12 protein-coding genes are annotated in these 12646 nt (G+C 41.8%); 8 read left to right on the top strand and 4 right to left on the bottom strand.

Annotated features, from left to right (window positions below):
- Positions 1-19 precede the first annotated feature (19 nt).
- Both lysA and lptM read right to left on the bottom strand, forming a co-directional pair.
- Entirely contained in the window at positions 20-1273 is a 1254-nt protein-coding gene (gene lysA, locus H5158_RS03070) for a diaminopimelate decarboxylase (protein WP_149982184.1), read from the bottom strand.
- The gene (gene lptM / locus H5158_RS03065) at positions 1273-1467 is read right to left on the bottom strand and encodes an LPS translocon maturation chaperone LptM (protein WP_149982183.1); all 195 of its coding nucleotides are present in this window, start codon (positions 1465-1467) and stop codon (positions 1273-1275) included. Before lptM ends, lysA begins: the two co-directional genes overlap by 1 nt.
- Before the next feature lie 148 nt (positions 1468-1615).
- Between lptM and cyaY the strand changes: the two genes are divergently transcribed.
- From cyaY to add, 8 genes are all read left to right on the top strand, one after another.
- Positions 1616-1939, top strand: coding sequence for an iron donor protein CyaY (cyaY, locus tag H5158_RS03060; RefSeq protein WP_145239944.1), 324 nt, complete (start codon positions 1616-1618; stop codon positions 1937-1939).
- Positions 1936-2592 (top strand): alpha/beta hydrolase, encoded by a 657-nt coding sequence (locus tag H5158_RS03055; RefSeq protein WP_149982182.1) that lies wholly within the window; start codon positions 1936-1938, stop codon positions 2590-2592. The genes cyaY and H5158_RS03055 overlap by 4 nt, the downstream gene beginning before the upstream one ends.
- Positions 2593-2617: 25 nt before the next feature.
- Positions 2618-3520 (top strand): DUF2914 domain-containing protein, encoded by a 903-nt coding sequence (locus tag H5158_RS03050; protein WP_182739436.1) that lies wholly within the window; start codon positions 2618-2620, stop codon positions 3518-3520.
- Positions 3521-3582: 62 nt separating this feature from the next.
- Positions 3583-4521, top strand: coding sequence for a hydroxymethylbilane synthase (gene hemC / locus H5158_RS03045; protein WP_149982317.1), 939 nt, complete (start codon positions 3583-3585; stop codon positions 4519-4521).
- Positions 4522-6387, top strand: coding sequence for a uroporphyrinogen-III C-methyltransferase (locus H5158_RS03040; RefSeq protein ID WP_182739435.1), 1866 nt, complete (start codon positions 4522-4524; stop codon positions 6385-6387). It abuts the gene before it with no gap.
- Positions 6384-7493, top strand: coding sequence for a heme biosynthesis HemY N-terminal domain-containing protein (locus H5158_RS03035; protein WP_182717471.1), 1110 nt, complete (start codon positions 6384-6386; stop codon positions 7491-7493). The genes H5158_RS03040 and H5158_RS03035 overlap by 4 nt, the downstream gene beginning before the upstream one ends.
- Positions 7494-7531: 38 nt before the next feature.
- Entirely contained in the window at positions 7532-10225 is a 2694-nt protein-coding gene (locus tag H5158_RS03030; protein WP_182739434.1) for a CHASE domain-containing protein, read from the top strand.
- Between the two features lie 125 nt (positions 10226-10350).
- Entirely contained in the window at positions 10351-11352 is a 1002-nt protein-coding gene (add, locus tag H5158_RS03025; protein WP_182717469.1) for an adenosine deaminase, read from the top strand.
- 30 nt (positions 11353-11382) lie between these two features.
- On the opposite strand, the gene H5158_RS03020 is transcribed toward add, so the two are convergent.
- Entirely contained in the window at positions 11383-11796 is a 414-nt protein-coding gene (locus H5158_RS03020) for a CBS domain-containing protein (protein WP_149982176.1), read from the bottom strand.
- Between the two features lie 108 nt (positions 11797-11904).
- Entirely contained in the window at positions 11905-12618 is a 714-nt protein-coding gene (locus H5158_RS03015) for a YafY family protein (RefSeq protein ID WP_145239926.1), read from the bottom strand.
- Positions 12619-12646 lie beyond the last annotated feature (28 nt).

Here is a 12646-nt window from a genome sequence, read left to right as displayed (position 1 = left end):
CAGCCTCGTTACAAAAAGTTTATGGTAAAATTTTCTCGCCTTGCCATAGACTTTCCAGAGTTTCACGCGCGCGGATCAAATGACTCTGCTCGCCATCGACCATGATCTCTGCCACACGTGGCCGTGAGTTATAATTTGAGCTCATGGTAAAGCCGTAGGCACCAGCGCTGCGCTGGGCAAGTAAATCACCTTGTTGTAAGGCTAACAGGCGATCTTTACCTAAAAAGTCACCGGTTTCACACACCGGACCGACAATATCAAAGTTGTATGTGGGTGTGTCGTCATTACGAGGCGTTACCGGCACAATTTTTTGCCATGCTTGATATAAAGCAGGGCGCAACATATCGTTCATACCGGCATCAACGATTGCAAAAAACTTATCTTGGTTTTGTTTTATAAACTCAACTTTTGTAACCAAAATACCCGCATTGGCAGCAATCGCACGGCCCGGTTCAAAAATAAGCTCTAAGTGTTGATAATCAGTTAAACGATCGGTGATATGTGCCACATATTCACTTGGATGCGGTGGCGCTTCGCCATTGTATGGTACGCCTAAACCGCCGCCAATATCTAAGTGGCTGAGTTCAATACCGTTGGCTTTTAAATCGTCAATTAGAGCCAGTACTTTGTCTAGTGCTTCGAGAAATGGTTTGATTTCAGTCAGCTGTGAGCCAATGTGACAATCAACCCCGGTGATTTTTAGGCCAGGCAATGACGCAGCATACTGATAAACACTTGTTGCAGTAAGAATATCGATACCGAATTTATTTTCTTTTAAACCCGTTGAAATATACGGATGGGTTTTCGCATCGATATCAGGGTTTACACGAATTGAAATTGGCGCGACTAAATTAAGTTCGCTGGCAACGTGGGAAATACGATCTAGCTCTGAGACAGACTCAACATTAAAACATTTAATCCCGAGCTTGAGTGCGTAGGCAATTTCGTCAGCTGTTTTGGCAACCCCTGAAAAAACCACTTTACTAGCGTCGCCTCCGGCCGCAATGACGCGGGCAAGCTCACCTTTAGAAACAATATCAAAACCTGAGCCCAAACGTGCCAGCACATTTAAAACAGCAATGTTTGAATTGGCTTTTACAGCATAGCAAACTAAGTTTTTATGATTGGTCGCGGCCTGTGCAAAGGCAAGGTAATGACGCTCAAAGGTTTTGCGAGAATATATATAACAAGGCGTACCGTATTGTGCGGCGAGCTCCTTGACAGCGATGTCTTCAGCATGCAGCTGATTATTTTTATAGTCAAAAAAGTCCATTATTGGTCCTGTTTCGATTCAGTTGTTGATGACTGTGTTTGCGTAACTGGAGTTGTTACTTGTTGTGGTTTATTTGGCTCGGCTTTATCTTCTGGCAAATACAGTGGCCCGCTTTGTCCGCAGCCAGCTAAAGTGATGAGTAGTACACCAAGTGGGGAAAGTCGTTTTAATTGTTTAAGATGCATCTCTTTCATTAGATTAATCGTGTTGCTGGCTTTATAATCGCAGATTAACAGAATATCTAAAAAATGCAGCTATTCGCGGATGAATTTATTCCTGTTACACTAGCTGCATGCAATTCGTACCGAATATCTGGCTAAATGCCCGTAAAAGGAAATAATAATGACTGATCATGAATACCACCAATTAGCCGAAGCTCTTATGTTTACCATTGAAGAACAAGTGGATGACTGTGAAGCTGACTTAGACTATGAATCTGCACAAGGTATTTTGGAGATTATTTTTGCTGATCGCAGTAAAATTGTGATTAATAAGCAAGCTCCTTTGCATCAAGTATGGGTTGCGACTAAGTTTAATGGTCACCATTTTGAATTGCGTGGCGATAAGTGGATTGATAATCGCTCGGGCGCAGAATTTTGGCAGTTTATGAATGAAGCAACAACGCGTCAAGCTGGCCAAACGGTAGAATGGCAATCAGCACTATGAGTTTAGAGTTTGTAGAATACGCGGCAAAAGGCCAGCATCAAGCAACGATTATTTGGTTACATGGTTTAGGCGATTCAGGCGATGGATTTTTACCTGTCGCATCGCAACTTGCATTGCCTGATGAATTAGGTGTGCGGTTTGTGTTCCCACATGCTCCGGTACAACCGGTCACCATAAATGGTGGTATGGCAATGCGTTCTTGGTATGATATTAAATCTATGGATCTAGACAAGCGTGCTGATGAAACTGGGGTACGCGAATCAGCGGCGAAGGTTGAGCAGTTGATTGAGCAAGAGCTTGGTAAAGGTATTCCTGCAGATAAAATAATATTGGCTGGTTTTTCTCAAGGTGGCGTTATTGCGCTACATTTAGCACCGCGTTTAACTCAGAAACTGGCAGGTGTAATGGCGCTTTCGACTTATATGTGCGTGCCAGATAAGTTAACGGCTGAAGCTAAACATACAGATTTGTCGGTATTTATGGCTCATGGTAGCCAAGATCAAGTAGTACCTTATGATGCAGGTCGTCATGCGTTTGACATACTTACAACGCATAACATGGATGTAAGTTGGCAAGATTACCCAATGGGCCATCAGCTCTGCGGGGAAGAACTAATGGCTATTCGCCACTGGTTGATCGCGCGCTTAAGTTAAATAGTGTTGAGTAGCCGAGGCTAAAATGAAACAAAAAATAGTGATCACTGCAAGTATGAGTCGAGAGGCTGCACCTATCGCGCCTGAGGTAACCTATCAATGGCATTGGCAGCGCATTGTTACCGTTACGCTACTGATGATATTTGCGTTAGTTATTTTTACTTATAGCCTGTTGAGCTCCGTTAATGCTGAGCAAAATGATCAACAACAACCCCTTGATAGCCCCGCCGAGTCTGTTGCACAGACAAGCGAAGAAGACGCGCCTTTAGCATCTTCAACAACGGTAGCAGACAATACAGAGTTTGAGGTAATCAGCGAAGCGTCGACACTCACTGATATTGCTGATGATGGTAATGATGCTAGTGTAGTGGATGATAAAAGTGAATCGCTAAAAATGGCGATGATAACTGATAGCCCAGAGCAGCAAATTGTTGATAGTAATCAGCCCGAACAAAGCCAAGCACTTGCAGCTAATACTATTGTTGCTACAAATACCAATAATGAGCCAGTAGAAAGTGACGTTAGTGCGGAGCAACCAGATAGTTTTGCTACATCCGCACATATTGCCAGCGTTGCTCTTGGTGCAAAAATTGATACCGACAAAGTAAGCCGCGCAGTATTGACCCGTGAAGTGGTTGATCGTGAACCCGTTAATGTTTTTAAAGCGGATGTGCGTTTAAATGAATTTACTGAAACAATGGCATTTTTTAGTGAGCTTAAAAATATGCAAGGGCAGACGGTCAAGCATGTTTGGCGCTATGAAAATGAAGTGCTAGCTAGTATTGAGCTTGGTGTAACGTCTCCTCGGTATCGCACTTACTCTAATAAAACTATTTTACCTGAACAAGTTGGCAACTGGCGTGTTGATGTTGTTGACGAACAGGGCCATTTATTGGCACAAAAAGAATTTCGCATTTTAGCTGAGTAAGTGTTTATTCACCTTTAGGCTCAGCAAAGAAAATTAATTGGACTCCTTTTATGACTGAAAACGTGACAAAAAAACCTCAACTTATTCGTATCGCCACGCGTAAAAGTGCATTAGCACTGTGGCAGGCTGAATTTGTAAAGGCACAGCTAGAGCATTTCCATGCCGGCATTACTGTTGAGCTAGTACCAATGTCGACGCAAGGAGATATTATTCTTGATACACCACTTGCAAAAATCGGTGGCAAAGGACTATTTGTTAAAGAGCTTGAGCAGGCCATGTTAGATGGCCGTGCAGATATCGCTGTGCATTCAATGAAAGATGTACCTGTTGATTTTCCTGAAGGGTTAGCACTGCATACAATTTGTGAACGTGAAGATCCACGCGATGCATTTGTGTCAAATACCTTTGCTAACATTGCACAGCTACCACAAGGTGCTATTGTTGGTACATCGAGTTTGCGTCGTCAGTGTCAAATTCGTGAACTGCGTCCTGATTTAGAAATTCGTGATTTACGCGGTAACGTCAATACTCGCCTAGCTAAGCTTGATGATGGCCAATATGATGCGATTATTTTAGCTGCTGCTGGCTTAATTCGTTTACAGATGCATGACCGTATTAAAGCATTTATTGAACCAGAAGAATCGTTACCAGCGAATGGTCAGGGCGCTGTAGGTATTGAATGCCGTATTGATGACGAGGTTACCCAAGCGTTACTCGCACCACTTGAGCATAACGAGACACGTATTCGTGTTAATGCCGAACGTGCAATGAATCGCCGTTTAGAAGGTGGTTGCCAAGTGCCAATTGGCGCTTATGCTTTAGTTGATGGCGAGCAAGTACATTTACGTGGTTTAGTGGGCGCAATTGATGGCAGCGAAATTTTACGCGCTGAGATCAGTGGTAAAGCAATTGATGCTGAACAGCTTGGTGTGCAACTGGCTGAACAGTTACTTGCTTTAGGCGCAGATAAAATTTTAGCTGAAGTATATAGAGACGCATAAATGTCACAGATCCTGATAACTCGCCCACATGGAAAAGGCGCCGACCTTGCAGAGCAACTGTCGCAAGGGGGTTATCAGGCGACTTTATTTCCGGTTTTGAAAATTGATTACTTAACCCCAGATAATACTCAACTGACCCCTTTACTGAATGCAGATAAAATTATTTTTATCTCCCAAGATGCTGTCAAAGCATTGTTGGCACTTAAACCCGATATCAATACTAAAGCGCAATTTTATGCCGTAGGTGAACAAACGGCAGAAGCCATTTGGCAGGCATTTGGCGTACGAGCAGCCGTGCCTAAACTGCATGATTCTGAAGGATTACTGGCTTTAAAATCATTACAGCAAGTTGATGGTCTAAATATAGTGTTGGTCAAAGGTAAATATGGCCGAGCAACGATTGCAAAAAACTTAAAGCAACGTGGGGCATTTTTAAATAATTTAGTGGTTTATCAACGAGGCCCTGTAGAAGGTAATGCAACTGACTGGCTAGACCACTGGCAAAGCCTTGATGTTAAAGGTATAGTCATAACAAGTAATGCGGCAGTTGATGCGATTTTTCGTGAACTGGGCGCAAAACAATTAGAGTGGATCAGACAGTGCCAGTTTTATGTTGCCAGTGCTCGCATTAGTGAATACCTTGCGGCGCAACAGATTGACTCGGCAAATATACACATTGCTGCAGGTGCAAGCGATAGCGCTATGTTTACTTGTATTAGCGAAGGTAACATTATGAGTGAAGATACAAAGCCAACATCACAGCTTGCTGACCCTAAAGCAACGCCAAGCAGTTCAACCAAGGCGAATGCTAAGGTTGCAGACTCTGCTTCGGCAACAAAAAAAGACTTTGCTATGAAACAAGAAACGAACCAAAAAAACAAACAAAAAATAAGTAAAACTGGCAGCTTAGCATTACTTATCTCGTTGATTGTGGCCTCTGGTGTTGGTTTTCAGTTTTACCAAAAACTTCATACACAACAGCAAGCAAATCTGTTAGTTAATCAGTTATCAGCTGACAACCAATTACTCGGTAAAGAGCTGCAAGCAGTGAAAGTTGCGCAGCAAACCTTGCAACAAGCGCTGTTTAATAGTGAGCAAAAAGTTGCTGCTAGCTTAGCTGAAAATGCAGATAACACGGCAAAACAATTAGCAGCCGCCTTGCAGCGTGCAGAGCAACAAACATATAGTCTTAATCCACAAGAGGTGACTAGTTTGCAGCGTATGGCTGAGTTTAAACTGTGGGCTGAGCATGATTATAATGGAGCGGCGGCAGTATTAACTCGATTAGATACGTTATTAGCAGAGCATCCAGGAACTGGCGCTATTCGCCAAGCAATTTATCAAGATTTGCAAGCGCTTAGCACTGTTGAGCCGGTTGCAATAGAAGCAATTTATTTAAAGCTGCACGGTGTACTTGGGCAAGTAGATAAGCTCGTTTTCAATGCGGTGGCATTACCACAAGAAGTAGATCAAAAAGAGCAACATGTATTGAGCGAAAACGTTAGTGATTGGCAGCAAAATTTAGCTAATTCGTGGCAGCAATTTAAAGATAACTTTATTAAAATTCGCCAACGTGAAGATATCGCTACTGAACCTTTATTGACAGAGTACGAGCGTCATTTGATCCAACAGCGATTAAGTTTATATTTATCGCAAGCTCAAGATGCGCTTTTGACTAAACAAGCCAGTATTTATTTTACTGCTCTGAGTCAAGCCGAAGTATTAGTAAAAGATTATTTCCAACATGATGAAGCACTAACTAAAAGTACGCTTAAAGCGCTGCAGGAGTTGAGCAAAGAGCAGTTAAACTTTAGTCCAGCTATCACTTTGCAAAGTACTGAGCAGATCAAGGAGTGGGTAAAATGATCCGCTTAATATTGGTTATTTTAGCAGTTGCTGTATTACTTGCTTTATCGCCTATGTTAATAGGTGAAGTGGGTTATGTATTAATTTCGTTTAATAAAACTACTATTGAAGGGTCTATCGTTGCTTTTTGCGCGACCATTTTGGTTATCGCGCTGGGTTTGTATTTAACTTATAAGCTTATTCGTTATATTTTGTCTTTATACAGCAATACTCGCCATCGTTTTTTTGCCCGTAGTGAGGAGCGTAAACAAGCGGCGATTGAACAAGCTGTATGGAGTCTGATCAGTGGTGATAGCGAACAGCTAGAACTGGCATTGGGGAACAATAGCGTGGCTGATAATTGGCAAGATGTGCGCTATGCGTTATTAGCTAAAGCGGCTTTACAAAATAATGACACAAGCAAAGCGATTGGATTACTTGACCAAATTTCACCAGAAAACCAACTAAAAGCGGCTAAACTCTGGTTAGCCAGTGGTGATTGCAGCACAGTAAGCAGTGAATTAAAAGCGTTAGCGGAAGCTAAAAAAGCCACCGCGCTGGAGCTGAAATTGTATGCCGAAGTACTTGTGCAACAGCAAAAATGGACTGCGCTTGAGCAGTTTATGCCGCGTTTACTAAGTAAAAAAGCGTTAACAGATAGCCAATGGTCGATATTATTAACCACCTACTTTATGGCACAGCCAGAATCGCAATTAACCGATAAGTATCAGCAACTATCTAAAAACGTAAAAGTAAAAGCGCATAGCTGTTACTTAGCTGCGATGGCAAAAGCTGGGCGTTTAAATGAGATTGAATTAAGTTTACTTAAAATGCTGAAAAAACCAGAGCAGCATATTGAGCTTGCACATATATTAAAAGTGTCCGCCCCTGGAGACGCATTAAAGTTACAGGCGAGTTTACAAGATACTTTAAAAAAAGAGCCGGATAATCAAGCATTGTTACTGGCACTTGCATGCTTAGCTAATGCTCATGGTGAGTATGAGCTTGCTGCTCGGGTGTTCGATAAAGCGTTAAACACAGAGAACAGCAAAGAATATTTAGTACAAGCACAGCTTAGTTATAGTAAAAGCGCACAACCCCAAAAAGCACTCGACCTTTATTTGTAATTACAGTTAGTTGAGGCCTGAATAGGAGCGCCAGAGCATTGCAAAATATATTTACTCTGACGTTTGGTTTAACTTTTGCTTATTTTATTACTGGGTTTTTCAGTAATTCGCTGCTCGCTATTGATGGTTATGCTGTGGCTTCGTGGCCACCATCAGGCATTGCCCTTGCAGGGTTTTTATTGTGCGGGCGACGCGCCTTAGTTGGGGTTTTGCTCGGTGCTTTACTCACCAATATGATTCATCTCGATCGTGTTGCTGATATTCTGCATTGGCAGGTTTTCTTACAAGCTTTAGCTGTATCTTTTGCAGCCGTTTTGCAGGCCTGGGTAGGCTGCTATTGCATCGTTAAAATAATTAAAGCTCCGCTAGACTTATCCTCTTTAAAACACAGTGTACAAAGCTTGATCATTGCAGGGCCTGCTTGCTGTGTGATTGCTGCAGCGATAGGCACTAGCTTATTGGTGTCCAATAATATAATACCGGTACATACCGCTTTTGATAACTTTGTGGCGTGGTGGATTGGCGACAGTATTGGGGTGTTAATTTTTACACCGTTAATATTGGCGGCTTTTAATTACGAGCAGATGCGCCATCGCTTACAAGTAATTTTACCTTCAATCCTTATTTATGTCGTTATAAGTATTAGCTTTTATGCTGCGGCAAGTGTGAAAAAAGACAAAGATATTCAAAAGCAAGAAGCAAAAGTAGCTGAAGTGCGGTTGGAAATAAATCATAAATTAGATGAGGTATCGGCGCATTTAGCTCTGCTTTCTACTTTTTTTGCCAGTAGTGATGAAGTCAGTTACGCTGAATTTAAGCGTTTTACTACAACTCAACTTAATTACAGCAATGAAGTACTTGCCCTAGAATGGGTGCCAAATGTACCTTTATCAACGGTTGCTCAATACCAACAACAAATTCGTCTAGAAGGCTTTAATGAATTTTATATAAAAGAGCAATCACCCCAGCAACAATGGCAGAGTGTGACGAAACGGGACAGTTATTACCCTGTACAGTATGTACATCCGATGTTGGGTAATGAAGGGGTAGTAGGTTTTGATTTAGCCTCAAATGCGCAAATCCGTGATGTGATGATGATGTCAAAAGCATTGAATGAGTTGATTATTAGCGAGCCGATGAAGCTTGTACAAAGCAACAATGATGATACTGGGGTATTATTTTTCTTTCCGGTTTTTGGTGACTTAGATATGCAAGGTGATTTTAGGGGCTTTGTGGTTGGCGTTATTAACTTAGCGCGCTTGGCTGATACTTTGCAGTTTAATCATCGCAGTCAAATAAGTATGCACTTCTACGATGTGACTGATGCGCAGCAGCGACAACTAATCTACCGCGCATCTCGCACCGATAGCGAACTGCTGAGTGAATACCAGTTAGTTATCGGGCAGCGAATTTGGCAAGTTCAGTTATTTGAACCAACAACACAAACGTCATGGATAATGTACTGGTTTGCACAAATATTAGGGATGTTATTTGTTTGGTTACTGATCACTTTTTTAATCTCAGTGACCGGCACCAATATTCAGGTGCGCGAGCAAGTTGCTCAACAAACACGAGTGTTGCGTCAAGAAAAACAAAAAGCAGATGAAGCAAGTCAAATCAAAAGCCAGTTTTTAGCGAATATGAGTCACGAAGTACGTACTCCGATCAATGGCATTAAAGGTCTGCATTATTTAGCGTTGCAGCAGCAAGATTGGCAACAAGCCCGCCATTATATTGAACAAGCTGATGGTGCGCTGAGTGTGTTGCTGCGAGTATTAAATGATGTACTCGATTTCTCTAAAATGGAAGCTGGCAAACTCGATTTAATACAAGAGCCTATCGAGTTAAATCAGCTTATTGATGAATTAGTTAATTTGGTGCAATTCGACGTTGACATTAAGTCGCTGAAATTAATATTAGAACTAGATAACAGCGCAGATCTACAGCTAGATAGCGACCCAATACGTTTAAAGCAGGTCTTGCTAAATTTATTAAATAATGCGATTAAGTTTACCGCTACAGGCACAATCACACTCAAAGTATGGCAGCAGCAAGACGTCACTTACTTTAGTGTCAGTGATACTGGTATTGGTATTAGCCAAGTAGCTCAACAGCAACTTTTTCAACCATTTGCACAAGCCGATAGCTCTACCTCGCGACAGTTCGGCGGTACAGGTTTGGGGTTAAGTATTTGCAAAAAGTTGGTTGAATTGATGGGAGGAAATATTAGTTTAGTAAGTGAGGAAGGACAAGGTTCAACTTTCACTTTTACCTTACCACGTATCTCGCCTCTCACTAAAGCCGAGCAATTAGAGCCTCTCTTTGCTGAGATTGACACGAGTACTTTATCGCTTGCTGAATTTAAGATCCTATTGGTGGAAGATAATCCGCTAAACCAACATGTTGCTACCGCTATATTAAAAACCAAAGGGTGTATTGCTGATGTTGCCAGTGACGGTTTTGAAGCCATTGAGAAGGTCTCTGAAACCCGTTATGATTTAGTGCTTATGGATATTCAAATGCCTAATATGGATGGTTTGCAAGCCACTAAAGTGATTCGTGATGAGCTATTTATACATCAGCTTCCTATTATTGCTCTGTCAGCAAATGCTCATGATGATGATGTTAAAAAAGCTCTCGCAGCTGGTATGGATGGCTATTTAACAAAACCAATCGATGCCGAAAAGCTATTTAAAACCATATGGCATTACCTACAACAGAGTACTGATTAATTTTTAGTACTTTTATCGATCGGGGCTGACAAATGACCTCAATAATACAAACAAAATGATCTAAACTTGAATTACCGATTTAAGTGCGTATGATCCGCGCAAATTAACTGAACTGAGTGCTAATTATGATCAATAAAAAACTCCCTTTGCTAGATATCCATCGCCATTTAGATGGTAATGTCCGCGCGCAAACTATTCTTGATTTAGGTCGTCAGTTCAATATTAAGCTGCCTGCTGATAATGTTGCAGACTTAATACCGCATGTGCAAGTTATCGATCCTGAGCCTAACTTAATGGCCTTTTTACAAAAGCTTGACTGGGGCGTCACGGTATTGGGTGATTACGATGCGTGTCGGCGTATTGCTATCGAAAATATTGAAGATGCGCAAGCACAAGGTCTTGATTATGTAGAGCTGCGTTTTAGCCCTTACTACATGGCACAAAGCCAAGGCTTACATCCACAAGGTGTGGTTGAAGCTGTAGTTGATGGTATTAAAAGTGCGACTCAAAGTAGCACGGTTAAAGCTAACCTGATTGGTATATTATCACGTACTTATGGCACTAAAGTTTGCCAGCAAGAGTTAGATGCCTTACTCGTGTTTAAAAATGATTTAGTTGCAGTGGACTTAGCTGGTGATGAAATTGGCTTTCCGGGCGAGTTATTTGTCGATCACTTTAAGCAAGTACGTGATGCTTACCTTAGCGCAACGATTCACGCCGGTGAAGCTCTGGGAGCTGCCAGTATTTGGCAAGCAATCAATGAGCTAGGTGCTGAGCGTATTGGCCATGGTGTCAAAGCTATTGAAGATGCCAAGCTAATGGACTACCTACGTGATAAACGCATAGGTATTGAATCGTGCCTAACTAGTAACGTGCAAACCAGCACAGTAGCCAGTTTAGATGTGCATCCACTGAAGCGCTTCTTAGATCATGGTATTTTAGCGTGTATTAATACCGATGATCCCGCAGTGGAAGGCATCGAAATTGAACATGAATACATGGTTGCAGGACCTGCTGCAGGCCTTACTCAGGCTGATATGGAAAAAGCCCAAGCCAATGCACTTGATATTGCATACTTGAGTGATGCTGAAAAACAGCAACTAAAGCAAGCAGTCGCTGCTCGATAGTTACGATGCACAAGCCATTAAATTATGCGCCTAATGCTCACGTTGGCAGCTTAGGTAGTTATCAAACATGGCTTTAAGAATATCACTACGGCCTATCATGCCTATGACCGTAGTGCCTTCTACAACAGGGTAGTTTTTCGGCTTACCGGTTTTCATTTGCTCTGCAAGTTCCATTATGTTGGTGTCGCCGTTGACGGTTACAACCTCGGTTTGCATCAGTTGTGAAACCTTAACCACACCGTCACAAAAATAACTATTTTGCATTAACGGTTTTAGCAGTTCTTGCTCAGAAATAAAGCCCACTAAACATTTATTATCATCAAACACTGGCGCTCCCAGTAGTTTGAATTTTTGTAGTTCTGCAATTGCTGTGGTCATCTCGGTTTCAGGGGTTATATGCGGTAACTTGCGCTGCATAAAATCTTTTACTTTGGTGTTTAACATTTGGGTCTCTCCCAATTAATGAGTTATTCAAAGTATGGTTAAGGATTGGCCGTTTGTGAAATTGTTTATGTTGATTGCGCTGATAGGTAACAACAATCACAGCTAAATTTAATTATGAGCCAGACCATCAGAGTGAGTTTGGTATTTGGCTTTCACTAACTCCATATAATGCGCTAAGCTTTTTTGTGAATTAGTATCAAATGCCTTGGCGAGTGGAATAATGCTTTGAATACGATCTAAGCGAAACTCTCGGTAGTCACTGCGCAACTGACAATAAGCGATAAGAGTCCACTTTGCGCCCCAATATACCAGTCCTAAAGGGTCGACAATACGCTGAGTTGGTCGTTGATTAACATCTAGATAATGAAATTCAATGCAGGTTTTATTAGTGATGGCTTTACGAAGTATCAAAGTGGTCGTTTGGTGGCTTTTATCGTGATGAAATGCAGAGACTAAATACGGCAGCTCTGCAACGCGTTGCTTTAACTTGTTAGGCAACACAGCATTAATTTTAGTCATTGCAGCTTGGGCATTCGCCGCTAACTGTGGATCAGTCCAAGCGCTGACCATTTTACTACCTAACAACAGTGCTTGTAGCTCCTCAAGAGTAAACATCATCGGTGGTAGGTCGTAATCGGTAATTAAATAGCCAGTGCCTGCCTCACCTTCAACGGGCACGCCCGAGCTCTGTAAGTGCTGAATATCGCGATAAATTGTTCGCTGAGATACCTGTAATTTATTGGCAAGTTCGTTTGCAGTGATCGCAAAGCGGCGACTCTTAAGTATGTTTACTAATTGAAATAGCCGCTCTGATTTGTGCATTGGTTATCCTTGTTTTCAAAAATACAGT

Origin of the sequence: Pseudoalteromonas sp. SR45-6 (genome assembly GCF_014163545.1) — a bacterium.
Classification (GTDB): domain Bacteria; phylum Pseudomonadota; class Gammaproteobacteria; order Enterobacterales; family Alteromonadaceae; genus Pseudoalteromonas; species Pseudoalteromonas rhizosphaerae.
Note: the sequence above shows the minus strand (reverse complement) of the source record. Positions and strands in the feature narration are given on the sequence as shown.